Source organism: Salaquimonas pukyongi (genome assembly GCF_001953055.1).
Classification (GTDB): Bacteria; Pseudomonadota; Alphaproteobacteria; order Rhizobiales; family Rhizobiaceae; genus Salaquimonas; species Salaquimonas pukyongi.
The window spans coordinates 3,020,061-3,045,659 of sequence record NZ_CP019044.1 but is presented as its reverse complement, the minus strand read 5'-3'; the positions used below and the strand labels follow the sequence as shown (position 1 = coordinate 3,045,659).

26 protein-coding genes and 2 pseudogenes are annotated in these 25,599 nt (G+C 59.5%); 15 read left to right on the top strand and 13 right to left on the bottom strand.

Annotated elements, in window-relative coordinates:
• The first annotated feature begins 283 nt into the window (after window positions 1-283).
• The 8 genes from BVL55_RS14705 to BVL55_RS14670 all read left to right on the top strand — a co-directional run bounded on the left by BVL55_RS14705 (window position 284) and on the right by BVL55_RS14670 (window position 8,306).
• A complete protein-coding gene (locus BVL55_RS14705) occupies window positions 284-844 on the top strand; it encodes a F0F1 ATP synthase subunit delta (RefSeq protein WP_075997532.1) in 561 nt (186 codons plus the stop codon).
• Window positions 845-2,377 (top strand): F0F1 ATP synthase subunit alpha, encoded by a 1,533-nt coding sequence (gene atpA, locus BVL55_RS14700; protein ID WP_075997531.1) that lies wholly within the window; start codon window positions 845-847, stop codon window positions 2,375-2,377. It abuts the gene before it with no gap.
• Window positions 2,378-2,398: 21 nt separating this feature from the next.
• Window positions 2,399-3,286 carry a F0F1 ATP synthase subunit gamma gene (locus tag BVL55_RS14695; protein WP_075997530.1) on the top strand — a complete coding sequence of 296 codons (888 nt, stop codon included), beginning with the start codon at window positions 2,399-2,401 and terminating at the stop codon, window positions 3,284-3,286.
• Between the two features lie 18 nt (window positions 3,287-3,304).
• Window positions 3,305-4,837 (top strand): F0F1 ATP synthase subunit beta, encoded by a 1,533-nt coding sequence (atpD, locus tag BVL55_RS14690; RefSeq protein ID WP_075997529.1) that lies wholly within the window; start codon window positions 3,305-3,307, stop codon window positions 4,835-4,837.
• Between the two features lie 10 nt (window positions 4,838-4,847).
• Window positions 4,848-5,033, top strand: coding sequence for a glutathione S-transferase (locus BVL55_RS14685; protein ID WP_075997528.1), 186 nt, complete (start codon window positions 4,848-4,850; stop codon window positions 5,031-5,033).
• 2 nt (window positions 5,034-5,035) lie between these two features.
• Window positions 5,036-5,434, top strand: a complete 399-nt coding sequence (locus BVL55_RS14680) for a F0F1 ATP synthase subunit epsilon (protein WP_075997527.1) — start codon at window positions 5,036-5,038, stop codon at window positions 5,432-5,434.
• Window positions 5,435-5,605: 171 nt separating this feature from the next.
• The gene (locus BVL55_RS14675; RefSeq protein WP_075997526.1) at window positions 5,606-6,367 is read left to right on the top strand and encodes a 3-hydroxyacyl-CoA dehydrogenase; all 762 of its coding nucleotides are present in this window, start codon (window positions 5,606-5,608) and stop codon (window positions 6,365-6,367) included.
• Between the two features lie 325 nt (window positions 6,368-6,692).
• Window positions 6,693-8,306 (top strand): choline dehydrogenase, encoded by a 1,614-nt coding sequence (locus tag BVL55_RS14670; protein WP_075997525.1) that lies wholly within the window; start codon window positions 6,693-6,695, stop codon window positions 8,304-8,306.
• A gap of 675 nt (window positions 8,307-8,981) precedes the next feature.
• Here the strand turns inward: BVL55_RS14670 and leuC are convergent.
• The 6 genes and pseudogenes from leuC to BVL55_RS14640 form a co-directional block, all read right to left on the bottom strand.
• On the bottom strand, window positions 8,982-10,394 hold the full coding sequence (gene leuC, locus BVL55_RS14665; RefSeq protein ID WP_075997524.1) for a 3-isopropylmalate dehydratase large subunit: 1,413 nt from the start codon (window positions 10,392-10,394) through the stop codon (window positions 8,982-8,984).
• Between the two features lie 239 nt (window positions 10,395-10,633).
• Window positions 10,634-11,176: a 50S ribosomal protein L19 gene (gene rplS / locus BVL55_RS14660; protein WP_075997523.1), complete on the bottom strand. Its 543-nt coding sequence runs from the start codon at window positions 11,174-11,176 to the stop codon at window positions 10,634-10,636.
• 235 nt (window positions 11,177-11,411) lie between these two features.
• Window positions 11,412-12,118: pseudogene (gene trmD, locus BVL55_RS14655) on the bottom strand (tRNA (guanosine(37)-N1)-methyltransferase TrmD).
• Window positions 12,115-12,642, bottom strand: a complete 528-nt coding sequence (rimM, locus tag BVL55_RS14650; protein ID WP_075998196.1) for a ribosome maturation factor RimM — start codon at window positions 12,640-12,642, stop codon at window positions 12,115-12,117. Before rimM ends, trmD begins: the two are co-directional and overlap by 4 nt.
• Before the next feature lie 40 nt (window positions 12,643-12,682).
• The gene (locus tag BVL55_RS14645) at window positions 12,683-13,525 is read right to left on the bottom strand and encodes a COG3904 family protein (protein ID WP_244530530.1); all 843 of its coding nucleotides are present in this window, start codon (window positions 13,523-13,525) and stop codon (window positions 12,683-12,685) included.
• Window positions 13,525-14,918, bottom strand: a pseudogene (locus BVL55_RS14640) (hypothetical protein). The gene BVL55_RS14645 and the pseudogene BVL55_RS14640 overlap by 1 nt, the downstream one beginning before the upstream one ends.
• A gap of 264 nt (window positions 14,919-15,182) precedes the next feature.
• Here BVL55_RS14640 and BVL55_RS14635 point away from each other — a divergent pair.
• Entirely contained in the window at window positions 15,183-15,809 is a 627-nt protein-coding gene (locus BVL55_RS14635) for a peroxiredoxin (RefSeq protein WP_075997522.1), read from the top strand.
• 12 nt (window positions 15,810-15,821) lie between these two features.
• Here BVL55_RS14635 and BVL55_RS14630 read toward each other — a convergent pair whose 3' ends face one another.
• From BVL55_RS14630 to ffh, 5 genes are all read right to left on the bottom strand, one after another.
• Complete coding sequence (locus BVL55_RS14630) at window positions 15,822-16,394, bottom strand: hypothetical protein (RefSeq protein WP_156892565.1); 573 nt, start codon at window positions 16,392-16,394, stop codon at window positions 15,822-15,824.
• Window positions 16,391-16,585, bottom strand: coding sequence for a hypothetical protein (locus BVL55_RS14625; RefSeq protein ID WP_075997520.1), 195 nt, complete (start codon window positions 16,583-16,585; stop codon window positions 16,391-16,393). Before BVL55_RS14625 ends, BVL55_RS14630 begins: the two co-directional genes overlap by 4 nt.
• A 95-nt stretch (window positions 16,586-16,680) precedes the next feature.
• The gene (gene rpsP, locus BVL55_RS14620; RefSeq protein ID WP_075997519.1) at window positions 16,681-17,178 is read right to left on the bottom strand and encodes a 30S ribosomal protein S16; all 498 of its coding nucleotides are present in this window, start codon (window positions 17,176-17,178) and stop codon (window positions 16,681-16,683) included.
• 39 nt (window positions 17,179-17,217) lie between these two features.
• Window positions 17,218-17,517 carry a chorismate mutase gene (locus BVL55_RS14615; RefSeq protein WP_075997518.1) on the bottom strand — a complete coding sequence of 100 codons (300 nt, stop codon included), beginning with the start codon at window positions 17,515-17,517 and terminating at the stop codon, window positions 17,218-17,220.
• Entirely contained in the window at window positions 17,517-19,025 is a 1,509-nt protein-coding gene (gene ffh, locus BVL55_RS14610; protein WP_075997517.1) for a signal recognition particle protein, read from the bottom strand. Before ffh ends, BVL55_RS14615 begins: the two co-directional genes overlap by 1 nt.
• A 391-nt stretch (window positions 19,026-19,416) precedes the next feature.
• Between ffh and BVL55_RS14605 the strand changes: the two genes are divergently transcribed.
• The 3 genes from BVL55_RS14605 (at window position 19,417) to BVL55_RS16860 (ending at window position 20,705) form a co-directional block, all read left to right on the top strand.
• Window positions 19,417-19,917 (top strand): DUF992 domain-containing protein, encoded by a 501-nt coding sequence (locus BVL55_RS14605; RefSeq protein ID WP_075997516.1) that lies wholly within the window; start codon window positions 19,417-19,419, stop codon window positions 19,915-19,917.
• Between the two features lie 121 nt (window positions 19,918-20,038).
• Window positions 20,039-20,491 (top strand): host attachment family protein, encoded by a 453-nt coding sequence (locus tag BVL55_RS14600; RefSeq protein ID WP_075997515.1) that lies wholly within the window; start codon window positions 20,039-20,041, stop codon window positions 20,489-20,491.
• A 16-nt stretch (window positions 20,492-20,507) separates the two neighbouring features.
• Entirely contained in the window at window positions 20,508-20,705 is a 198-nt protein-coding gene (locus BVL55_RS16860) for a hypothetical protein (RefSeq protein ID WP_075997514.1), read from the top strand.
• Between the two features lie 12 nt (window positions 20,706-20,717).
• Here BVL55_RS16860 and BVL55_RS14590 read toward each other — a convergent pair whose 3' ends face one another.
• Together BVL55_RS14590 and BVL55_RS14585 are read right to left on the bottom strand one after the other, a co-directional pair.
• A complete protein-coding gene (locus BVL55_RS14590) occupies window positions 20,718-21,989 on the bottom strand; it encodes a GNAT family N-acetyltransferase (RefSeq protein ID WP_162841517.1) in 1,272 nt (423 codons plus the stop codon).
• Window positions 21,990-22,017: 28 nt separating this feature from the next.
• The gene (locus BVL55_RS14585) at window positions 22,018-22,971 is read right to left on the bottom strand and encodes a cupin-like domain-containing protein (RefSeq protein ID WP_075997512.1); all 954 of its coding nucleotides are present in this window, start codon (window positions 22,969-22,971) and stop codon (window positions 22,018-22,020) included.
• 345 nt (window positions 22,972-23,316) lie between these two features.
• On the opposite strand from BVL55_RS14585, the gene BVL55_RS14580 reads away from it, so the two are divergent.
• The 3 genes from BVL55_RS14580 to dapF all read left to right on the top strand — a co-directional run bounded on the left by BVL55_RS14580 (window position 23,317) and on the right by dapF (window position 25,593).
• Entirely contained in the window at window positions 23,317-24,402 is a 1,086-nt protein-coding gene (locus tag BVL55_RS14580) for an MBL fold metallo-hydrolase (protein WP_083649681.1), read from the top strand.
• A 93-nt stretch (window positions 24,403-24,495) separates the two neighbouring features.
• Window positions 24,496-24,657, top strand: coding sequence for a DUF1328 family protein (locus BVL55_RS14575; protein ID WP_075997511.1), 162 nt, complete (start codon window positions 24,496-24,498; stop codon window positions 24,655-24,657).
• 69 nt (window positions 24,658-24,726) lie between these two features.
• A complete protein-coding gene (gene dapF / locus BVL55_RS14570; RefSeq protein WP_075997510.1) occupies window positions 24,727-25,593 on the top strand; it encodes a diaminopimelate epimerase in 867 nt (288 codons plus the stop codon).
• Window positions 25,594-25,599: the final 6 nt, after the last annotated feature.

Here is a 25,599-nt window from a genome sequence, read left to right as displayed (position 1 = left end):
ACCCGGGATTCGCTGTGCCGGTGCTTTTGAATCTGCTGTTTCAGCTGTCCTCATGCGACGAAAGACCCCTTGGATTCAGCCGGATGGACTCCCTTTCCTTGGTTGCCACGCATAATCCAGTATGCTAGGTGAAGCGCGATTTTGGACACCCACTGGGTATCCACTATCCGAAAGCTGAAAAAAACAACGAATTTTCAATTACTTGCCGTGACCCGATATGAACGGGCCAGAGCGGATTTCTGCGGGCAGGTCAATTGAATGCTTGTTTGGGGAATTTTAAGCCTTGGCACAGTCCGCCTCACCTGCTTCCGGTGTTACCCGGCGTTATGCAAGCGCCTTGTTCGAACTTGCCGTTTCGGAAAAGAAAATCGATGCGGCAGAAAAAGACCTGGCCCGTTTCGATGCCCTTCTGAAGGGCTCCGATGACCTCATGCGGCTGGTCCGCTCGCCGGTCTTTTCCGCTGATGATCAGTTGTCTGCCATCGACGGTATCCTGACGAAAGCAAAGATCGGCGGCCTGGTCGGCAATTTTGTCCGTGTCGTTGCCCGCAACCGCCGCCTTTTTGCCATGCCGGACATGCTGGCTGCCTTCCGTCAACTGGTCGCCGAACACAGGGGCGAGGCCAGTGCCGAAGTAACGGTGGCAAAAGCGCTTTCAACTACCCAAAAGAAAGATTTGAAGACGGCGCTGAAAAGCGTTGTCGGCAAGGACGTCGCCATTGAGGAGAGCGTTGATCCCTCGCTGTTGGGCGGCATGATTGTCAAAGTTGGCTCACGCCAGATCGACACTTCACTCAGAACGAAACTTTCCTCGCTCAAGCTAGCGCTCAAAGAGGTCGGATAAATGGACATTCGCGCAGCGGAAATCTCCGCAATTCTCAAGGACCAGATCAAGAACTTCGGCAAGGAGGCCCAGGTTTCCGAAGTGGGGCAGGTGCTCTCCATCGGTGACGGCATCGCCCGCGTATACGGCCTCGACAACGTTCAGGCCGGCGAGCTGGTCGAATTTCCCGGCGGTATTGCCGGGATGGCGCTGAACCTTGAAACCGACAATGTCGGCGTCGTTGTCTTCGGTGACGACCGCAACATTCAGGAAGGCGACACCGTAAAGCGTACCGGTTCGATCGTTGACGTTCCGGTTGGTCCCGAGCTTCTGGGCCGTGTGGTCGACGCGCTCGGCAATCCGATTGACGGCAAGGGTCCGATCAAGTCCAAGACGCGTGCGCGTGTGGACGTGAAGGCGCCGGGCATCATCCCGCGCAAGTCCGTGCATGAGCCGATGTCCACCGGCCTGAAGGCAGTTGACGCACTTATCCCGATCGGCCGCGGCCAGCGCGAGTTGATCATTGGCGACCGCCAAACCGGCAAGACCGCGATCATTCTGGATACGTTCCTTAACCAGAAATCGATCCACGACGATCCAAAGCGCGAAGCCGACCGCCTGTACTGCGTGTATGTTGCCGTTGGCCAGAAACGCTCCACGGTTGCCCAGTTCGTGAAAATCCTCGAAGAGCGCGGCGCACTGCCCTATTCGATCGTTATCGCGGCTACCGCTTCCGATCCTGCTCCGATGCAGTATCTTGCACCGTTTGCCGGCTGCACCATGGGTGAATATTTCCGCGACAACGGCCAGCATGCGCTGATCGGCTATGACGATCTGTCCAAACAGGCCGTTGCCTACCGCCAGATGTCGCTGCTGCTTCGCCGTCCTCCGGGCCGTGAAGCCTATCCGGGCGACGTTTTCTATCTGCATTCGCGCCTTCTTGAACGTGCTGCCAAGCTCAATGAAGACAATGGTGCCGGTTCGCTGACCGCGCTGCCGGTCATCGAAACCCAGGCCAACGACGTGTCGGCCTATATTCCCACCAATGTGATTTCCATCACCGACGGTCAGATCTTCCTGGAGACCGATCTGTTCTATCAGGGCGTCCGCCCGGCGGTGAACGTCGGCCTGTCGGTGTCGCGCGTTGGCTCTTCTGCCCAGATCAAGGCCATGAAACAGGTGGCGGGTTCGATCAAGGGTGAACTGGCCCAGTATCGCGAGATGGCTGCCTTCGCCCAGTTCGGATCGGACCTTGATGCTGCGACCCAGCGCCTGCTGAACCGCGGCGCCCGTCTGACGGAACTCCTGAAGCAGCCGCAGTTTTCGCCCCTGCGCACCGAGGAACAGGTCGCTGTTATCTTCGCCGGCGTAAACGGCTATCTCGACAAATTGCCGACGGCCGATGTCGGCAAATTCGAGCGTGGCCTGCTGGCTCACATGAACAGCAATCACGCCGACATTCTCGACGCCATCCGTACCGAGCAGGCGCTGACCGATTCCATCAAGGAAAAGCTCACAGCGGCCATCGACTCCTACGCCAAAAGCTTCGCCTGAGGGAGCGCGGGATAACGCATCATGGCTTCTCTTAAGGACCTGAAAAACAGGATTGCCTCGGTCAAGGCGACCCAGAAGATCACCAAGGCCATGAAAATGGTGGCTGCGGCGAAGCTTCGGCGCGCGCAGGCGGCGGCTGAGGCGGCCCGGCCCTATTCGGCGAAAATGGCCAAGGTTCTCGGCGGACTTGCCAGATCGATGGAAGGCCGTGCAGGCGCACCCGAACTGCTGGCCGGAAACGGCAAGGACCAGGTTCACCTTCTGGTGGTGGCAACGGCCGAGCGCGGCCTTTGCGGCGGCTTCAACTCCTCCATTGCCCGTATGGCGCGCCAGCATGCGCGCAAGTTGATGGGTGAAGGCAAGGAAGTGAAGATTTATACCGTTGGCAAGAAAGGCTATGATGCGCTGAAAGGCGAGTTCAGCCCGATGATTGTCGAGCGGATCGATTTTCGCGGGGTGCGCCAGCTCAGCTTCGATGAAGCCGAGCAGGTGGGCAAGCGCATTATGGAAATGTTTGAAGACGGCGCGTTCGATGTCTGCACGCTGTTTTACTCTGAATTCAAGTCGGTGATCAGCCAGATCCCGACTGCCCAGCAGTTGATCCCGGCTTCTTTCCCCGATCTGGAGGAAGATGAGAGCGAAGGCGATATGGACTTCGTCTACGACTATGAGCCGGGTGAAGAGGAAATTCTCGGCGAGCTGTTGCCCCGCAACATTTCCGTCCAGGTGTTTCGCGCACTGCTGGAGAATGCGGCATCCGAACAGGGTGCACGGATGTCTGCAATGGACAATGCGACCCGCAATGCGGGCGAAATGATCGACAAGCTGACGCTTTCCTACAACCGGCAGCGTCAGGCCCAAATTACCAAGGAACTGATCGAGATTATCTCGGGCGCAGAAGCGCTTTAAAGTCTGGAGAGATGAACGATGGCAAAAGCAGCTACCAGTAAAGCGCCGGCCAAGAAGGCGCCTGCCAAAAAGGCTCCGGCCAGGAAAACCGCAGCCGCAAAGGCGCCGGCAGCCCGAAAATCGGCCGCTGTCAAGGGCGCGACCGGCAAGGTGACGCAGGTCATCGGCGCTGTTGTCGACGTGCGTTTTGACGGCAAGTTGCCGGAAATCCTGAACGCGCTTGAAACCGACAACAATGGCAACCGCCTGGTGCTCGAAGTTGCCCAGCACTTGGGTGAAAACACCGTGCGCACCATCGCCATGGACGCTACCGAAGGCCTGGTTCGCGGCCAGCCGGTTGCTGACATGGGCGAGCCAATCGCGGTTCCTGTCGGCGATGAGACCCTTGGCCGCATCATGAACGTGATCGGCGAGCCGGTGGACGAGGTCGGCCCGCTCAAGACGAAGGCCAAACGCGCCATCCACCAGGCGGCCCCTGAATATATCGAGCAGTCCACGGAAGCGCAGATTCTGGTTACCGGCATCAAGGTCGTTGACCTGCTGGCACCCTACGCAAAGGGCGGCAAGATCGGCCTGTTCGGCGGCGCCGGCGTTGGCAAGACCGTTTTGATCATGGAACTGATCAACAACATCGCCAAGGCGCATGGTGGCTATTCGGTTTTCGCCGGTGTTGGCGAACGTACCCGCGAAGGAAACGATCTGTATCACGAGATGATCGAATCCGGCGTGAACAAGGAAGGCGGCGGCAAGGGTTCGAAAGCAGCCCTCGTCTACGGCCAGATGAACGAGCCGCCGGGAGCCCGCGCCCGTGTTGCGCTGACCGGTCTGACGGTTGCCGAGCATTTCCGTGATGAAGGCCAGGACGTGCTGTTCTTTGTCGACAACATCTTCCGCTTCACCCAGGCCGGTTCTGAAGTGTCCGCCCTGCTGGGCCGTATTCCTTCGGCTGTGGGCTATCAGCCGACGCTTGGTACCGACATGGGCGCCATGCAGGAGCGCATTACCACCACCACCAAGGGTTCGATTACCTCGGTGCAGGCTGTGTACGTTCCCGCAGATGACCTGACCGACCCGGCCCCGGCTTCGACCTTTGCCCACCTTGACGCCACGACCGTGCTGTCGCGCGCCATTTCGGAAAAAGGCATCTATCCGGCGGTTGACCCGCTCGATTCCACCTCGCGCATGCTCGATCCGATGGTAATCGGCGAGGAACACTACAAATGCGCTCGCGACGTGCAGGAGATTCTCCAGCGCTACAAGGCCCTTCAGGACATCATTGCCATTCTCGGCATGGACGAGTTGTCGGAAGAGGACAAGCTGGTCGTTGCCCGCGCCCGCAAGATCGAGCGCTTCCTGTCGCAGCCGTTCTTCGTCGCCGAGGTGTTTACCGGTTCTCCGGGCAAGCTGGTTCCGCTGGAAGACACGATCAGGGGTTTCCGCGATCTGGTTGACGGCAAATATGACCATCTGCCGGAAGCTGCCTTCTACATGGTCGGCACCATTGAGGAGGCCGTCGAGAAGGCACAGAAACTGGCTGCGGAAGCAGCCTGATTGAAGCGCGATGGCGGACGGCCTGAAACCTGAGGATGCCGTTAATGAACTCTGCCCGTGGTCGGGCAAGCCGATATCGGCAGATTCATTGACGTTGTACAAGGACAGGGTCGTCGGCTTCTGCAACACCGGTTGCAGGGACAAGTTTGAAAAGGCGGTCCACCATTTCGAGACCGCGCTTTCGAAGGAAGAATGACCATGGCCGAAGCGTTTCCATTCGAGCTCGTCTCGCCTGAAAAGCAACTTGTATCGGGCGAGGCTACCGAGGTGCTGATCCCCGGTACCGAGGGCTATTTTCAGGTATTTGCCAACCATGCGCCGGTAATGTCGACCATCAAGCCGGGCGTGGTTGAGGTAAAGATGGCCGATGGGGAATCTTCCCGCTATGTGATCTTTGGCGGCTTTGCCGATGTTTCTCCTGCCGGCCTTACCCTTCTTGCCCAGCATGCCGTCGACGTTGCCGATCTCGACAAGGCCGATCTTGAGCGCCGCATCCAGGACGCCAAGGAAGACCTTGCCGATGCCAAGGACGAGGAGGCCAGGGCGAAAGCGGCCGATTACCTCGATCAGCTGACGACGCTGCAGACAGCCTTCTGATCCTGTATGACGGTGAACGATTTGTGGAACCCGGAAGCTGCCGCTTTCGGGTTTTTTGTTTATCCCGGCGGAATGAAAAGCGGATATGCACAAATGCCGCTGGACCCTGCAAGGCGGGCCCCGTATCCTCTCTGCCAATCATATTTCCATTTGAAGCCAGGAGCATAACTCATGCAGCTTTCCGATACCGTGGCCGTCATCACCGGCGGCGCTTCCGGTCTGGGCGAGGCCACCGTGCGCGATTTTGTAGAAGGCGGGGCACGGGTTGCCATCTTCGACATGAATGAAGAGCGCGGCACGGCGGTTGCCGATGAACTCGGCGAGAATGTCATTTTCAACAAGGTCGATGTGACCAGCGAAGAAGACGTTCAGACCGGTGTCAATGCCGCCATGGCGGCGTTCGGCAAGATCACGGCCAATGTGAACTGCGCCGGGATTGCCCTTGCCCAGAAAACCCTCGGCAAGGAAGGTCCGCACACCCTTTCGATGTTCAAGAAAACCATCGACATTAACCTGACCGGCACGTTCAATACCTTCCGTCTTTGCGCCGAACAGATGGCGAAGAATGAGCCGGGCGAGGATGGCGAACGCGGCGTCATCGTCAACACCGCTTCGGTGGCCGCCTATGACGGCCAGAAGGGCCAGGTTGCCTATGCTGCCACAAAGGGCGCCATTGTCGGCATGACGCTGCCGGTTGCCCGCGATCTTGCCTTTTACGGCATTCGCATCTGCGCCATTGCGCCCGGCATTTTTTATACGCCGCTGTTTGAGGGGCTGGGCGAAGAGGTCTTCAATTCGCTGTCGTCCCAGGTGACTTTCCCCAAACGCCTTGGCAAGCCGTCCGAATTCGGTGCGATGGCGCGCACCATCGTTGAAAGCCCCTATATGAATGGCGAGACCGTTCGTCTTGACGGCGGCATCAGGCTCCCCTGACCGGCCTGCATCATCTGGCGCGTGCCGTTCTGTTTCCTGCCAATGCCACAAAAAGGCATGGCGTTGCACCTGCTTTACCCAGGAGCCTTTCACGCTCAAACGATTGCAGGAATGACAGGTATTCAACAGGTTAAACTCCCGGCTGTGGAAGCTTTTCCAACCTGACTTCGTCGAAATCCTCGCAGGATGGAATAACATCCTGCTGCGGTGTTCTCCTTGTCAGATGTGAAAAATCCCACCATTCAAACTGCTTCCATAAGAGCGTGAAAGGCTCTAGCGTTTTGCAGCCATCCGGCACGGTTTGCCGGTGGCGGAGGGAGGCGTGATGGGCAGGAGTGCGGCAGAATTCGACTACATTATTGTTGGTGCCGGGTCGGCGGGCGGATTTCTCGCCCTGCGGCTTTCGGAAGACCCGAGCCTGCGCATCCTGCTGCTGGAAGCTGGGCCATCTGCAAACCACTGGACAACGCGTATTCCGGCTGCGGCGCGGTATACGTTCGATGGCGGTCCGCGCAATTGGGCGTTCGAGACCGAGCCCGAACCCTTCATGGACAACCGGCGGCTGTTTCAACCGCGCGGGAAGACGCTGGGCGGCTCTTCCTCGCTCAACGGCATGGTGTTCGTGCGCGGTCACCGGCGTGATTATGCCGACTGGGTTGCTGCCGGTGCGACCGGCTGGGGGTACGAGGACGTGCTGCCCTTTTTCAAGAGCATGGAACGCTACCGTAACGGACCGAGCGATTTGCGCGGTGACAGCGGGCCTGTTTCGGTGATGAAGGTTACCGACAATCACCCGATTGAAACTGCTTTCATTGAAGCGGGTGTTCAGGCAGGCCATGCAAACCCGGCCGATTATAACGGCGCGGCGCAGGAAGGCGTGACGGTATTCGATGCCAATGTGGACAATGGCCGGCGTTCGGGCACGGCGCGTGCCTGTGTCGAGCCAGCCGCCAAACGCCCTAACATGACGGTGCTGACCGGCGCCCAGGCGATGAAGGTCATGATTGAAAGCGGCCGCGCCACCGGCATCGCCTACCGTTACCGGGGCGAGGATGTCACAGCGATGGCGGCGCGCGAGGTCATCCTGTCGGCCGGTGCCTTTCAGTCGCCGCAATTGCTGATGCTCTCGGGCATCGGCCCGGCAGATCATCTGCGCGAGCACGGCATCGGCATTGAAGCCGACCTGCCGGGTGTCGGCGAAAACCTGCAGGACCATCTTGAAGTCCATCTGAAGTTCACCTGCCCGCACAAAGGCATGACACGCAACAAGCTGATGGCGCGCCATCGCATCCTGCTGGCCGGTTTGGAGTGGTTGCTCTTTAAAACTGGGCCGGCCTCCCTGCCGCCGAGCCGGGTCGGTGCTTTTTTGAAAAGCACGCCTGACGTGGACCGGCCCGATATCCAGTTTCACTTCTGGCCCTATCTGCTCGAAGGGTGGTCGCCGCCGCCCGGCAAGGACGGTTACTGCTTCGATGTCGGCCCGGTTCGCTCTGAAAGCCGCGGCTGGGTGAAGCTGCGCTCGGCCGACCCCTTTGCTGCGCCGCGCATTCAACTCAACGGGCTTTCCAACCCCCAGGATTTCGCCCTCTTCCGCGCTGCGATCAAACATGCCCGGGAGATAGCCGCCCAACCGGCCTTCGACTTTTGCCGCGGCCCTGAGATCTCCCCCGGTGCGGATGCGGTGAGCGACAAGGACCTTGATGCCTATGTGCGGGCCAATGCCAATTCGGCCTACCACCCTTGCGGCACTGCGAAGATGGGCACCGACAAAATGGCGGTGACCGACCCGCAGGCGCGCGTGCACGGCGTTGAAGGCCTTCGCGTTGCCGATGCCTCCATCATGCCGGTGATCACCAATGGCAACATCAACGCGCCGTCGATGATGATCGGCGAAAAGGTCGCCCACATGATCGCGGGGTCAAGCCCGAGGATGACGTAGAAAGGGGGCTTGCCTCGTCCTCCGCCCTTCGGAAAGTTCAGGAGGTTCAGGATGAGGGTGGAGATAGACCGCGCACGCCTTTCCGTTCACGCGCCGCATTCAAGACCGTGTTTTGAAATTGAGAAAGAACACGCAAACCGCAGGGCGGCTCCGCCTTGTTCCTTGGGCATGTGTGCAGCCCGAAAGCCGCCCTGCGCGGAGATTTTGGGTACCGGGAGGCTCTTCAGCACACAGTCCAGCCCGGCCCTCAAACAGGCCCATGGTCCGTCGGGACTTGCCCTAACAAGACAGCCCCTTCACCAACGGCGCAGCGCTCCGCTGCCGCCACCCTCCGGAACCGACGGCGATATCAGACCGGCGTTTGCGCTGGATGGCAGTGGGTGAAGGATAGGGGGAGGTTTTCGGGGTGGGGATATCTTTTCCGGCACAAGCACCACCAACATGGTCATCCTCGGGCTTGTGGCAAGAACCCAGCACCAAAGTTATTCACTGGATCCTCGGCTCAAGGCCGAGGATGACGAAGGAGGGGGCCGAGGATGACGAAGGAGGGGGCCGAGGATGACGAAGGAGGGGGCCGAGGATGACGAAGGAGGGGGCCGAGGATGACGAAGGAGGGGGTGGGGACGACGAAGATGGGCGCGAGGATGACGAGGAAGGGGCCGACAATGACTGCAGTCAGGACCACTCCCTGACATCCACAAAATGTCCTGCAATGGCAGCGGCAGCGGCCATGGCGGGGGAGACGAGGTGGGTGCGGCCCTTGAAGCCTTGCCGTCCCTCGAAATTGCGGTTGGAAGTCGAGGCGCAGCGTTCTTCCGGCTTCAGGCGGTCATCGTTCATGGCAAGGCACATGGAGCAGCCCGGCTCACGCCAGTCGAAACCGGCTTGAATAAAGATCTTGTCGAGGCCTTCGGCCTCCGCCTGTTCCTTCACCAGGCCCGATCCCGGCACGATCATCGCATCGACGGTATCGGCGACCTTTTTGCCCTCGACGATCTTGGCGGCCGCACGCAGATCCTCGATGCGGCCATTGGTGCAGGAGCCGATGAAGACGCGGTCGAGGGTGATGTCGGTGATCTTCGTGCCCGGCTCAAGCCCCATATAGTTGAGCGCCCGCCATTTGGATTCGCGCTTGGTTTCATCAGCGATGTCGTCGGGGTTGGGCACCGTGCCGGTGACCGAGATCACGTCCTCCGGGCTTGATCCCCAGGAGACGATGGGCGGCAGGTTGGCGGCATCCAGCGTCACGACCTTGTCGAACTGTGCGCCCTCGTCGGTATAGAGCGTCTTCCAGTATTCAAGCGCCATGTCGAAGGCCGCGCCACTGGGCGCCTTGGGCTTGCCCCTGATGTAATCGAAGGTCTTTTCATCCGGCGCGATGAGGCCGGCGCGCGCACCGCCTTCAATGGACATGTTGCAGACCGTCATGCGCCCTTCCATGGAAAGGGCGCAGATCGCGTCGCCGGCATATTCGATGACGTGGCCGGTGCCGCCGGCCGTGCCGATCTCGCCGATGATGGCAAGGATAATGTCCTTGGCGGTGACGCCGTCGGGCAGGTCGCCGTCGACGCGCACGAGCATGTTTTTCGCCTTTTTCTGGATCAGCGTCTGGGTCGCCAATACATGCTCGACCTCGGAGGTGCCGATGCCGTGGGCAAGGGCGCCAAAGGCACCATGGGTGGAGGTATGGCTGTCGCCGCACACAATGGTCATGCCGGGCAGGGTGAAGCCCTGTTCAGGGCCTATGATGTGGACGATGCCCTGGCGCTTGTCGTGCTCGGAATAATATTCAATGCCGAATTCGGCGGCGTTATTTGCCAGCGCCTCGACCTGGATGCGGCTTTCCTCGTTCTTGATGCCGTCGACCCGGTCAGGCGAGGTGGGCACGTTGTGGTCGACCACGGCGAGCGTCTTTTCGGGCTGGCGCACCTTGCGTCCGGCCATGCGCAAGCCCTCGAAAGCCTGGGGGCTGGTAACCTCATGCACCAGATGGCGGTCGATATAGAGCAGACTTGACCCGTCATCGTTGCGGGCTACCACATGGGCGTCCCAAATCTTGTCGTAAAGGGTTTTCGGTGCATCAGCCATGAGAATTCCGTGCCGGTATGAATGGAATTTGATTGTTGGCGTTGATCTAAGCTGCGGCGCGGATGAGGTCAAGGAATTCGGCAGCCGGGCGTGTGCAGACACGGCATTCAGGCACGGTACCGGCCCAATGTCAGCCCAATGTCGGCCCAATGTCGGCCATGGGCCGGTGCAAACAAACAAGGCGGCCCCAAAACCATGGGAACCGCCTTTTGCAAATTGATTGTGCAGGCAGGGAAAGCCTATTGTTTGGCTTCGCCTTCTGCCGGGGCCTCTGCTGCCGCTGCTTCCTCTGCAGCCTTGGCGGCGTCCTCGGCGGCCTTTTCCTTCGCCAGGGCTTCGGCAGCGGCGACCTTCTCGGCCTCGATCCGTGCCTTTTCCTCCAGGAATGCCTTGCGCTCGGCGTCGTTCAGCTTCTTGGCGCGGACGTTGGTGTTTTCGGTAATGCGGGCCGACTTGCCGCGGCGGTTGCGCAGGTAATACAGCTTGGCGCGGCGGACCTTGCCGCGGCGCACCACTTCCACCCCTTCGACCAGCGGTGAATAAACCGGGAAGACGCGCTCGACGCCTTCGCCATAGGAAATCTTGCGAACGGTAAAGCTCTCATTGAGGCCGCCGCCGGAACGGGCAATGCAGACGCCTTCATAGGCCTGAATACGGGTGCGGGTACCCTCGGTAACGCGCACCAGCACGCGCACGGTATCGCCGGGTTCGAAATCCGGCAGTTTGCGGTTTTCGGATATTTTGGCAGTCTGCTCGGCTTCGAGCTGCTGAATGATGTTCATCGGTCTGTACCTTCGTTTTCGTTGCCCGCCAGCATTCCCGTATGCGGTTCTTTGCGGAACACTCTTGTTCTTGTTTGAAAGGCAAGAGCGACCAAATCCGGTTTGGGGTGCATCCATGATGTGCCGCGGCAACTCGCCAACCCCGCTCCGGATGGTTTGCACCCGGTCGATTGCATTTTCCGGTATGTCGGAAATTCCGCGCTGCTATAGGCGAAAACAGGCGGTTTGTCGACACTTAGGGCGATTCTTTTTTGCCGTTTGAAAGCAGGTCCGGTCGCCTTTGCCGTGTCAGTTTTTCCGCCTGTTCGCGGCGCCATTGTTCCACCTTGCCGTGATCGCCGGAAGTCAGCACTTCAGGGATGGTACGGCCCTCCCATTGAGCGGGCCTGGTATAATGGGGATGTTCCAGCAGGCCGGTCTCGAAGCTTTCATGGGTTCCGGACTGATCGTTGCCCATGACCCCCGGCAGCAGGCGCACGACGGCGTCGAGCAGGACGATGGCTGCAGGTTCCCCGCCAGACAGCACATAATCGCCGATGGAAACTTCGGTCAGCCCGCGCGCCTCGATGACACGCTCGTCCACGCCCTCGAAGCGGCCACAGACGATCACCGCACCCGGCCCTGCGGCCAGCTCCCGCACGAATGTCTGGTCAAGTACCCGCCCCGGGGGCTCATCAACAGGCGCGGCCGTGATGAGGTTTGGGGGTCTTGCCCGATGCTGTCGATGGCGTTGGCCAACACATCCGCTCTGAGCACCATGCCGGCGCCACCGCCTGCGGGCGTGTCGTCCACCTGGCGGTGTTTGCCCTGGCCGAAATCGCGCAGGGCAATGGTATCCAGGCTCCATGTGCCGTCGGCCAGCGCCTTGCCGGCCAGCGATACGCCAAGCGGGCCGGGAAACATCTCCGGATAGAGGGTGAGGACGCAGGCGCGGAAGGTCATTGTTCCTCCTCTTCGCGCGCGCTGATGGTTTCCGGCGGCACAAAGGTCATCCTGCCTTCATTGATATCAATCGCGGGAAAGTTTTCCCGGGTGAAGGCGAAGAGTTCGCTCTTTCCCCCGGCCAAGCGGATTTCGATCACATCCCCGCCACCGAAATCATGCACAGCGGCGACCTTGCCCAGTACCTCGCCCTCCGGCGAAACGGCTTCAAGCCCGACCAGGTCGGACAGATAAAATTCATCCTCTTGGGGTGCGGGAAGTGCCGAGCGCTCAACAAAGAGTTCCGTACCATTGAGGGCTTCGGCAGCCTCACGGCTGTCGATGCCCTTGAAACGGACCACCAGCACGGTCTTTTGCGGCCGCATTGAGATGATCTCATAGGCCCGGCCTGCGGCATCGTGCAGCGGGCCGTACTGGTCCAGCATGTCCGCCTCGCCGAACGGCTTGACCCGCACTTCGCCGCGGATGCCATGGGCTGCACCGATTTGCGCAAGCAGGACGGATTGATCGGTTGCTTTGTTCATGGGCAGCGTTTTGCGGCCAAACGGGCCCGCTGTAAAGCCGTCAGGCAGCCGGCGCTTCGGCAATATGCGTTGCCAGCTTGTAGGCTTCAAGTTCCTGCGGCGTGAAGTAATAGAGCTGGCTTGGCGGTGTTTCGAGGGCGTGCAGCCATACCGCAGCATCAACCCCCATGGATTCAAGGTGACGGGTGATGACGGCAGTCAGCGTCTGGGTGCCTGAAACCTCGTTGTCGGCATCGCGCAATTCCCGCTGGGCGATAAAGGTCTGATGGACGCCGATGGCCGCCTTGCCGCCTGCCGTTCTCTGCACCCCGCCGGCAAATATCAGCGGACAGGAGGAGGCGCACAGCGCGCCGTCACGCACCACCGTGTCCAGCTTGCGTTCACGCACAAGGCGCGAAATTGCCAATGCATCGTGAACCGATCCGCCCGGAGAACTGAGTTCCACGCGTTTCACATACTCACCGACCTTGTTCATCTCGTCGGCAAAGCGCTGCGCGGAGCCGGGGTCGATCGTGCCTGTAGCCTGCAATGTCCCGCCTGCGCCAAGTTCGATCTTCAGTGCGCTGCGCAAGGTTTCCGGATCGGCGGTTACCGGCGGATGGCCCCGCGTCGTTTGGGTGTCCGTAGAGCCGGGCGGCAGATAGGCGGGGAGAACCGGTTGCAGAATAGTTGGTGCCAGCGGAGTAGCCTGACGGTTCTTGCGAAGGGCATCAAAGTCATGGACGAGCGCCAGCGCAATAACAGCGATCATGACATAGAAAAGACCGCGCATGATCTGCCCGTCGTTCGGCAGGCCATTTGGCCATCCAAACCGGTGCGAGCCGATGGCATTAAGGGGCCGTTTGGCCTTTTCCCACGCCGGGCTTGTCAGGTTGGGGGCCATCAGCCGCGCCTCCGGCTTTCCTCGATGCGCTTGCGCTGTCCGGCACTGACCGGGCGCAGCAATTGCGGCTCCGCCGGAGATGGCGTTTCATCGGATGCTGTCTGCCGGGCGTCATCCCCTGCTTCATCCGGTTCACCGTCTGCAGCTTCCTTTTCTGCAACTTTCTTTTCTGATGGCAGCTCGCTGTCACCAGCCTGCGCGGGCTGATGCTGTGTCATCTGCTGATACAGGCTGACGGCACGGATCATTTCAGCTGCGGTGATCTTTTCAGCCGGTTCCAAAACGGCTGAATCGCGCCGCATGGCCGAATGCGCCACAGCAAGAATCAGCACAAGGACGGCGGGCAGCAGATCGATTGAAATGGCGCCTGCCCAGCTTGGCGCAAAATCCCGGCATAGCGCAGCACCGCTTCGGCGCTCGACAGTGGCACGAACCGGCGAACGGGAACCTTTGCCTCGGCGAGAATGCCGTCGGCTGCTTTCGACAATTGCCGGGACTGGGCCTCGACGGACTGGCGCACGGTCGCCATGACCTGCGACTGGCGCGATGCCAGATCGGCATTGCTGCCATCGGCCACCGGCGCGATGAAGCCGAGGGAAAGGTCGTCAGCGGCGCGGCGCACGGACGGGGCAATGGAGGTCTCCTGCAGGGCGGCGATGACACCGCCAAGCTCGACCGCCTGCTCTGCAAACCGGTCGGAGCGGGGCGCGACCGCGCCGGGCGCGGAGACCAGCCCCCGCATGGCAGCAAGGTGGCGGCGGCCCTTTTCAAACAGTTCGGCAGTCTCCTCGCGGGAGGCCTGGATGGAAGCGGACAATTCGTCCAACTGGGCGCCCATCTGCACAAGAAGCTGCACCACGCTGCCCGAGCCCGAAGTGCCGGTAAGGGCGCCTGAATTGCGCTCATCCTCGGCCAGCCGCTTGAAACGCTCGGATGCGCGCTGGACATCGGGCAGCAGGCTTTGGGCGGAAAGGGCTCTTGCATGGGCTTGGTCGAAATCGGCGGAATATTCTTCCTGAGTGACGGCAAGGTGCTGTTCCAGGGCCGCTGATCCCGCCAGCGCGGCCGCGTTGAGCCAGGAAGACATGGCGATGATCATCAGCGATCCGGCCGCCATGGTGGCAAACAGCAGCAGGCGGCGCGCGCCGTCGCTCACCAGCGGGACGAAGCGCAGCATGTAGGACCAGAAGGCATAGATGCCGACCGAAACGGCCGCCGAATAAACCACTGCGGCGAAAAACACCTGGGCGGCGCTGCCGTCGAGCAGGCTGCGTACCCCCAGATAGGTGTAAACGCCGCTGGCAAGCGCCAGGATTGCCAGCGCAAACCGAGTCATCATCTCCAGCCCGAGAATGGACTGCTTGATTTTGGCGGATTGATTGTTTTCGAGCATGAAGGCTCCACTCTCTACACGATATTGCGGCAGGCTCTTGTCCCTGCCACAACTTTGGGTGTGAGAGCTAAGCACATTGCCGGTTCGAGGGAAAGAAAGCGCATGGTTCGGGCGGGATTAAGGCCGGCCTCAAGGTGCGATTTCAGCATGGTGCCACAGGAGAGGAGCGCGCGCCGTCACGGGACGGTTTGACGCAGATCAATACGCAACAGGGCTGCCTATATATAAGATCATTCTTATATATCCCAATCGAAGGAGAAAGCGATGAGCATTCACATTGGCGATCTGGCGCCGGATTTCGACGTGGAAACCACCACCGGCAAGATCAATTTTCATGAGTGGATCGGCGATGCCTGGGCCTTTTTCTTCAGTCATCCGGCAGACTTCACCCCGGTCTGCACCACTGAAATGGGGCGCACCGCCCAGCTCTCGGAGGAATTTGCCAAGCGTAACGTCAAGCCGATCGGGCTTTCGACGGACTATGTCGCAGAGCACATGAAGTGGATCGACGATGTCAACGATACCCAGGGCACGGTGCTGAAATTCCCGATCATCGCCGACCCTGAAATGGAGATTTCACGCCTCTATGACATGATCCATCCCGGTGAAAGCACCACGGAAGCCGTGCGCTCGGTTTACATCATCGATCCCGACAAGAAGATCCGGCTGATGATGACCTATCCGATGAATGTGGGTCGCAATTTCGACGAGATACTGCGGGTGATCGATGCGCTGCAGCTTGCCGATGCCCGGAAGGTTGCAACGCCCGCCGACTGGACGCCGGGCGGCAAGGTCATCATCCCGCTCTCGGTCAGCGATGAAGAGGCCAAGGACATCTTCCCCAAGGGCTGGGACGAGCAGCGCCCCTATCTGCGGGTGACGGAGTTGTAAAAAACGGATGGATCAGCGTTTCTGATTGCAGAGCATGAAGAATTTTTCCACCCAGTTATCCAAAGCAGCCATGTCATGCCGATTCAACGTTACCGATGTAATATCTGTCACTGGTTGGTCAGCACGAAGCCGTTGAATAAACTCCTCCATCGCGTGAATTTCCACATTGTGCAACGTGTTGTAGAAGCGCTTGAGGTAGTCAAACGGATAGCTTGAAAACAAATCCCGATTGCTGGCCCAAGCATTTCCGCATGCCATGGCAAATATCGGATTTGCCAGAAATGCTTCGAGATTGGATACATCGTCTGGATTAAGTGCCGCGAATGGGCGAACAATCATGACAGCGGTCGCTGATATTGCAGCCTTTTTGTAGTCATCCGTTCGGCTTTCTGGCTTTAACCGGGCAGCCTTGTAGGAGTCGCTCAAAAGAAAATAGCAGTGAGAAAGCAGGATTGGTGAGTCTGTTGTGAAATGGGTGTATTTTCCAATTTCCGGGTAAACACCAAGAAGTCGTTCAGCCATTCCCGAGAAGAAGGCGGCCCTTTTTTGAACCCGGTTATTCTCGAAAAAATCGTTGCTACTCAAGTACCGGCCTGGTTATTAGCTTTTTCTATAAATTTTCGGTTCGTGTCAGCAAAGGATTTCTTAAAAGTATCAAAATTGTCAAGCGCTGTTTGTTCAACCGCCTCAACAGAATCGTTGTTGTCGAGTAGGTTTTCAAATAACTTAACTGCCTTACCTCTTAGGTCTGAATTCGCTAATTTGATGTCAGCCATTTTTTCAATCCTGAATCAAGCGTCGCCGGAACATTCCAGCGACGCTTTATTATGAATCGCCTCGAATCAGCTGTCAATTCAGCTGGCAACTGCAGTTACTCAGCCTTTTCCTCAGCCGGAGCCTCTTCTGCAGGAGCCTCAGCGGCTGTTTCCCCGGCGGGCGCTTCGGCGGCAGCCTCTTCAACTGGAGCTTCCTCGGCAGGTGCCTCGGCGGCAGCCTTGGCTTCTTCCTCGGCGGCAGCGGCAGCAGCAGCGGCTTCCTCTTCCTTCGCCTTGGCTTCGGCGACGCGCTCCTGGGCCTTCTTGCCGGGCTGGGCCTTTTGCGGGTTGTTGCGGGCTTCGCGCTTCATCAGGCCTTCGGCATCGAGAAAACGGGCAACCCGGTCAGTCGGCTTGGCGCCGTGTTTGAGCCAGTGTTCGGCGCGCTCCTTGTCGAGCACGACGCGCTCGCCGTCCTTCGGAAGCATCGGGTTGTAGGTGCCGAGTTTTTCGATGTAGCGGCCGTCGCGCGGCATGCGTTCATCAGCGGCAACGATGGAATAGAACGGGCGCTTCTTGGAACCGCCGCGTGCGAGACGAAGTTTTACAGCCATGGTTGATTTCCTTTTTGACTTGACTGGTTAAGGCACGCTCTAGCCGCGCGCCTGTTCGTGGTGCCGGATCACTTCCCGGATGATGAAATTGAGAAGTGTTTCGGCAAAGTCCGGGTCGAGATCGGCTTCAATTGCGAGTTTCCTCAGCCGTTCGACCTGTTTTTTCTCGCGCTGGGGATCAGCGGGAGGAAGATCGGCTCCGGCCTTCAATTCGCCCACCGCCTTGGTGATGCGGAAGCGTTCGGCCAGAATGTGAATGAGCGCGGCATCGAGATTGTCGATCGATGCGCGGTAATGGGCGAGCTTTTCAAGCGCGTTGTCGGGGGAGGGATTGTTCATTATTTTTTCCCCGGCAGGCCTTTGGGCAGTTTGACGCCCATCTGCTGGGCCATGCGTTCAAGCTCCTTGGGGTCCATGTTGGCGAGATCGCCCATGCCACCGGGCATGCCGCCGCCACCCATGCCGCCGGGAAGTCCCGGCATGCCGCCTGCGCCGCCCATCATTTTCTGCATCATGCCGCCGCCCATTCCGCCGAGCAGGCCGCCCTTCTGCTTCGACATCTTCTTCATCATGCCGGCCATCTGCTGATGCATTTTCAGCAGCTTGTTGATCTCCTGGACGCTCGTGCCGGAACCGGCGGCGACACGCTGCTTGCGTTTCATGTTGAGCAGTTTCGGACTTTTGCGTTCGGCCCGTGTCATCGAGGAGATCATTGCCTGCTGCTTCTTGAAGATCGAGTCGTCGATGCCGGCTTCCTCGATCTGTTTTTTCATTTTGCCGATGCCCGGCAGCAGGTTCATGATGCCGCCCATGCCGCCAAGATTCTGCATCTGGCCAAGCTGCTCTGAAAGGTCGTTCAGGTCGAACTCCCCTTTCTGCATGCGCTTGGCCATTGCGGCGGCTTTTTCCTGGTCGATGGTCTCGGCGGCCTTTTCGACCAGCGAGACGATGTCGCCCATGCCAAGAATGCGGTCGGCGATACGCGCGGGATGAAAGTCTTCCAGTGCGTCCATCTTCTCGCCGGTGCCGATCAGCTTGATCGGCTTGCCGGTGACTGCCCGCATGGAAAGGGCTGCGCCACCGCGCCCGTCGCCATCGACGCGGGTCAGCACCAGGCCGGTAATGCCGACACGGTCGTCAAAGCTCTTTGCCAGGTTGACGGCGTCCTGACCGGTCAGGGCATCGGCAACGAGCAGGATTTCGTGCGGATCGGCCTCCTTGCGGATATCGGCCATCTCGACCATCAGCGGCTCGTCGATATGGGTGCGTCCGGCGGTATCGAGAATGAGAACGTCATAGCCGCCAAGCTTGGCAGCCTGCTGGGCGCGCCGGGTGATCTCCACGGGCTGCTGGCCCTCGACGATGGGCAGGGTTTCAACGCTGGTCTGTTCGCCAAGCTGGCGCAATTGCTCCTGGGCAGCGGGACGGCGCACGTCGAGCGAGGCCATCAGCACTTTCTTGCGGCTCTTTTCCGTCAGCCGTTTGGCGATCTTGGCCGAGGTGGTGGTTTTACCGGAGCCCTGAAGGCCGACCATCATGATGGTGACCGGCGGGGCGGCTGCCAGGGAAATCGGCTCGGCGTCGGAGCCCAGCATTTCGACCAGTTCGTCATGGACGATCTTGACGACCATCTGGCCGGGGGTGACGGACTGGACAACTTCGGCGCCAACGGCCTTTTCACGGATACGGTCGGTGAAGTCGCGCACCACTTCGAGCGCTACATCGGCCTCGATCAGCGCACGGCGCACCTCGCGCAAGGCTGCGGAGACGTCTTTTTCCGACAGCGCGCCGCGCTTGGTAAGGCCTTCGAAAATGCCGCTTAAGCGGTCCGACAGCGATTGAAACACGTTTTCTTCCTTTTCCCGCGGGGTTCGTCCCCACAAGGTATGCACTCACGCCGCAAAACCCAAGCTTGCCGTGGTTTGCTGCAAAGCAAAAAACACCCAAGGGCGCATCGCGCTGTTGGGTGGTGGCTTCCAGGGTCGGTTTTTTCGCCTTTTCAGGCGGCCCCGGTCGGCCTTGGCATATGTCAGCCTTTGGCAGGGTATGGTCTCGCAGGTGAGATGACGGGCTTCAACAGGAAAACCGGGCAAAAGTCAAGCTTTGCGGCATGGGGTCCCGGCAATACGGCAGTGCTGAACGCAACCAATCCGCCGGCCCGGCGTTGTAGGGGGAGGCTGGCGTGCTCCATGCGGACTGCGCCGGGGGTTAAAGCGTTCAATCACAGGAGTATTCCCCATGAAGTTTCCCGTAGCGACGAAAGCAATTTCTGCTGCCGCTCTTGCCCTTTCGCTCACCCTGGCAGCATCGCCTGCCACAGCGCAGGAAGGCGGTGTCGAGCTTGGCCAGCTAAATTGTGAGGTGGCCGGTGGCGCCGGTTTCGTTTTCGGCTCCACCAAGAACATTTCCTGCACTTTTACCCATGCCGATGGCTCGTTTCCCGACGAAGTCTATGCCGGCACGATCCAGAAATTCGGCATCGACATTGGCGTCACCGGTGAACAGGTGATCCTGTGGACCGTGGTTGCAGCCCAGGACAACGTCTATCAACCCGGCGCGCTGGAAGGTACCTATTCGGGTGCAACGGCGTCCGCTGCCTTCGTTGCGGGGCTTGGCGCCAATGTGCTGCTGGGCGGATCAGAGGATTCCTTTGCCCTGCAGCCGGTCAGCGTTTCCGCAGGCACGGGTGTCAATCTGGCCGTTGGCCTTGCCCAGATCACCCTTGAGCGCATGCAGTAATCGGCGCACAATCGGGTAATCGGACTTCTCGCCCCGCAATCGGCCAAGTTACCAGTTGCGGGGTGGGGCCAGGCATCGACCTGGTTTATGGGTCCATGACATAAAACGGCAGGAGGTAGCCATGGGAGACATCAGATTGCCCCGCGACGGCTGGATTGTCGTTGCCGACGGCGAAAAAGCCCTGTTCCTTCGCAATGAAGGCGATGCAAAATTTCCCAATCTGGCCGTGTTCCGGGAAATGGAGCAGGAAAATCCGCCAACGCGGGAACAGGCGGCCAACCGGCCCGGCCGGTTCAATGACGGTCCCAGCGCCCACAAGAGCGCGGTGGCCGATACCGACTGGCACGAATTCGAGAAGACCCGGTTTGCCCGCGAAATCGCCGCCAAGCTTTATGAACTGGCGCACAAAGGCAAATTCAGCGCGCTGGTGCTGGCGGCACCACCGAAGATACTTGGCGAATTGCGCGATGAAATGCACCAGGAAGTCGCCCATTGCGTCATCGGCGAGGTGGACAAGACCCTGACCAACCATCCCGTGCACGAGATCGAGAAGCTGTTGCTGGCAACCGGCTAGAGCGTGTCCTGGTTGGATGGAATCGTTTGAACGCCGGGAACCAGGTTCAGGCGATTACAGAAAACAAAAGGGATTCAACATGGTATTGCATCACCTGTGGTGTCTTTTGCGCGCTGGCTTCGTCGAAATCCTCGCAGGATGGATAAACAAACCTGCTGTGGTCTTCTCCTTGCCAGAGGCGAAAAATCCATCCATTCAAACTGCTTCCAGCTAATCAAGACAGGCTCTAGGCGTTCGGGGCAATCTTCTTCATCACAAGCTGGCGCAGACCGGTGGGCAGGCGGAAAAATATCCGTTTTGCATGCGGCCGGATGAAACCGAGCCACAAACGGGTGTAAAGACTGCCCTTTCCGGTCAGCGGCACGATGAGGTCGCAGACCTGGGTGACGTCGTCTGTCCAGTTCAGCTTGTAGCTGGAGGCGGGAATGAGAAAATCGGCTGTTTTAAAACCCTTGTCGAAGCAGGTCTTGATGACCTCACCAAGATGCAGCCTGCCGGGGCTCGAGGCTTCGTAGGCCGGATTCCAGTTGGCCATGAAGGCATAGTAGCGCCCGCGATAGACAAAACCCCACTGATCGGAAAGCGGCTGGTCGCCGTGCTTCAAGGACATGGCGATGGTGCGGATGGCGCCGCCGCCTGGTGCAGTGCAGTCGGCGAAGCGTTTCAGAAACGCCTCGAAGTCCGTGTCCTGAAAGGCGCGTGAGGTAAGTCCGATGCGTGCCAGCCAGGCTTCGCGTCCCTCATAGGCCCGCTCGATGACTTCGCGGAGAAGCGGACCGTCTTCCGCCACTTCATGGGTAACCGGTGCGCTGCGCTCCAGGCGGTTTTTCGCGTTGCGCAGGTTCTTGCGGGTTTTGGCACGCACGGTTTTGATGTAGGCAGCATGGCTGCCGAATGCCGAAAGGCGAACATAAGGCGCGCCCTCCTTTTCGCCCATTGGCAGCAGCTTGCTGTTCGACAATTGGGCCAGTGCGCTGTCCTCGCGAACCTGACCGAAATGGACATAGTCGGCACCGGTCTTTCTCAATGCCTCAAGCAGGAATGGAGCAAAATCCTCCGCTCTGCTCTGCGGGTCGAGCAGCATGTCGGTATATTGCTGGAAGGGTTCGGCAAAACCCGTCAGTACCTTCATCCGGCCTTTGGTTTGCAGGGCGAGCGGCAGAATGCCGGCAAGTCTGGCAGAGCCATCGGGCCGGGATTTGCGGAAGGTGATGACACGCGGTGCGAAGCCTGGTTTGCCGCGGGAAAACTCCAGGAAATTGCGGCACCATGCAAAGGACTGAAAGAAAACCGTGTCGGGGCAGCTTGCCTCCAGCGCTTCCCATTCCTCGCCCAGGGCGAGAATTTCAGCGGGATCGCAGATGATGTCGACACCGGCGCCAGACTGGAAAGGTCCGGCTCTGGCCTTAGAGCCGGTGAACGCCGTTTCAAATGTCTCATCGAGGTTGACGGTGTCTGGCAGCTGCAACGTTGTTCTTACCGCTTCTTGTGGGGTCATGTGCCGCATCCTGTGCTAGCGTTTCAGATTACAGGCGCAGTTCGTATGGGTCGATGTCGCGTATGCCGGCCTTGCCACTGGGGTCGACAACAAAGTCGATGGTGTAGGGTTTATGAGCCTGTCTGCGCAGGCCTGAGAATTTTACCGCACCGGCAAGCGCCGTCTTGGCGGTGGCGGCGAGGCCACCGGTCTGTTTGCGCGGGTTGGCAATGCCGGCCTTTCGCAACAGGCCATTGGCATAGTTGACGGCATAGGACGTGCGGATTTCCCTTGTGAAGTGCTCTGTGGTCACCGAAACGTTCAGGCAATCATGGTTTTCCACCCGATGCGGCCAGTTGAGCGGCCAGTGCAGCATGTCGCCGGGCTGAAGGTCGGTCACGAAAGCCTTTTCATCAAGGGTTTCGTCATACGGCATGTCGGTTTCATGCAACTCGCCGAGAATGAGTTTCTCGATGGCGTTGCGGGTGACAAACGGCTCTTCGGCCGGATACAGCCAGACACGCTTTGTGCCGCGGACCTGCCACAGCATCTGGCCCGGTACGTCGGAGTGAAAGGGAACGTAGACGTTGGGCGAGGAAATCAGAATGGTGGTCTTGTGCTTGAAGGTTTCAAGGCCGGGCACGCGGGTCTCGAACTCCGCATACATGTCATGCAGCATGTCTCCATAGGCCGGGTCCGCCAGTTGCGGTGCCCGCAGATTGATCCAGATATCGCCCTTGCGGACAGCCTGCAGTACCTCCATGCCGGACAGGCCGCCGAATTCGCCTTCGCGGCGGCGTTTCTTTCCATCGGGTCCCGAAGAACGGGTATTGACATGATAATGGCTGCGTTCAGCCTTTTCGATCAGGTTCGCCAGGCGCTCATCGCTGAACCATTCCGACTGATGCAGCGTGTGCTTGAGCTTCAGCGTTTCCTTGCCGAACATGCCCGCATATTCCGGCTTCCAGTCGGCGATGATGTTTCCGGTGGTAATGTCTCGCATGGTATCTACCTATCTTGATGCAATCGGCCCTGTTGCGGCGGGGACGGGAACCTTCTGGCAAGAGGCGTGCCAAGTCCGTCAGGTACCTTCGCGGGAGGTGAATTGTCTTATTAAAGTGAAATGAATGAAGAAAACGTGCAAAAACACGGGGTTGGAGGGGTGTTCCGGCCGGTTTTCCCGCTCACGTCTTGGTTTGGGGTAAACGGTTGGTAAACGCGTGCCCCGCATCAAGGTTAAGCAAGTGCTAACGAGAATGCTGGCCTGGTACACCCATGGTCAGTTCGGCACAGGAAGGTTGCCGGAGGCGGCAAGCGTCCGGGGCCAACCAGGGAGAATATGGAGACCATGAGCAGGCGGAAAAAGCCGAGCAGAACCGGTGCCGCAGCATCCTCCGCTTTTTCCGCGATGTGGTGGAGCCTGCGGCCGTTCAGCAAAAACCCTTTTTATCGCGGTCCCGTGTCCGATCATTTTGACGGCAAGCGGTTCTACAATGAGGGCGGCACGCCGCCGGGAACGTTCAAGGATCTTGTGCGCTGGAAATTGCAAGGCGAACGCACCAAGTGGCCGGCGCGTTATGACAGCCCGTTTGAAAGGGATGTGCCACCGCAGCGGGTTGCTGCGGACACCGCCCGGGTTACCCATGTGGGCCATGCAAGTTTCCTGATACAGACCAACGGGCTCAATTTTCTCACCGATCCGGTATGGGCAGAGCGGGCCAGCCCGCTGGGATTTGCCGGCCCCAAGCGGGTCAATCCGCCGGGAATAGATTTCGATGCCCTGCCGCCGATCGATGCCGTTCTCTTGACCCATTCCCACTACGATCACATGGACCTGCCGACCCTTGCAGAGTTGGTGGAAAAACATGATCCGCTGATCATCACACCGCTCGGAAATGATGCAATCATCCAAAAGACGGTTCCGGAGGCCCGCACGGCAACCGGAGACTGGTCGGATACTGCCCGGCTTTCCAACGATACCGTGGTTCATTTCGAACCGTGCCACCACTGGGGCGCGAGGGGGCTTCGCGATGTGCAGATGACACTGTGGTGCGCCTTTTCGCTCGAAACCCCGGGGCTGAAAATCCATCATGTGGGCGATACTGCCTTCCATAAGGGCGCCCACTTCCGTGCTGCGGCGCAAAAACATGGCGGTTTCGACCTCGCCATCCTGCCCATCGGGGCCTATGAGCCGCGCTGGTTCATGAAGGCCCAGCACATCAACCCGCAAGAGGCGGTGGAAGGATTCAGGCTGCTGGGGGCAAAGCGTGCCATCGGCCATCACTGGGGGACTTTCCAGTTGACCGACGAGCCGGTGAGCGAGCCGAAGGAGAAGCTTGCCGAAGCGCTGGCAGAAGCTGGAATTCAGGCGGACCGATTTGAGGCGGCTCATCCGGGGCAGGTGTTTATCCTCCCGCCGCCAAAGGCAAATTGACCCAGCCAACCTAAGTAATTTGACGTTGCGGCAGGGCGGGAACCAATCTGCCAGACCGGCGTTACCCTGCTGTGGTAACTGGAGAGAACACTCATGCTTGAATGGATTCTAATTCTGCTGGTGGTCGCAGCCATCGCCAGCCTGTTCGGCCTCAACCGGGTATCGGGCATTGCGCTGACCGGTGCAAGGCTTCTCATCGTCGTCGCGCTTGTGTTGTTCCTGCTCATGCTGCTGGGCGTATTTGCGATCGGGTAATCAGCGCTCTATATGAGGTTCCGGCTGCCGGGACCTCTGGCCGGCTGCCGTAATCTGGAAGTACCGGCCATGGCGAGCGATGTACCTTTTTGCAAGATGAACGGCGCAGGCAATGCAATCGTCGTTGCCGACATGCGCGGGCGTGCGGATTACCTGGCGCCGCAAGCGGCAATTGCACTCAATGAAAGCGTGCCGTTCGACCAGTTGATGGAAGTGCGTACTCCGAAAGGCGCGGGGTTTGACGCCGGTCTGCTGATCCACAACTCCGATGGCAGCGAGGCGGGCGCCTGCGGCAACGGCATGCGCTGCGTCGTTTCCTGTCTCAACAGGGGGGAAGCAAAATCCGAGTGGCTGTTTCGCACCCGGGCAGGCATGCTGCCGGCCACGGTCAACGATGATGGCACGATTTCCGTCGACATGGGCATGCCGCATTTCGGCTGGGAGGACATTCCGCTGGCCGAAGCATTTGCCGATACCACCCGGATCGAACTGCAGATAGGGCCGATCGATGCGCCTGTGCTGCATTCGCCCAGCGTTGCCAGCATGGGCAATCCCCATGCGATTTTCTGGGTGGAGAACGATCCGGAAAGCTATGATCTGGAGCGTTTTGGTCCGTTGCTGGAAAACCATCCGATCTTTCCCGAGCGTGCCAACATCACCCTGGCGCAGGTGGTTTCGCCCGAACACATCGTGATCCGTACCTGGGAACGCGGAGCCGGGCTGACGCTTGCCTGCGGGTCAGCGGCCTGTGCAACGCTGGTCTGTGCGGTGCGCAAGGAGCTTGCCGCACGCAAGGCAAAGATCACCCCGCCAAGCAGAAAGCACCTGACGGTCGAATGGAAAGAAGACAACCGGGTGCTGATGACCGGGCCCGCCGAATTCGAGTTTTCCGGCAGGCTCGATCCGCAAACCGGGGCGGCTGTCATTGATCCGTGACTGTGT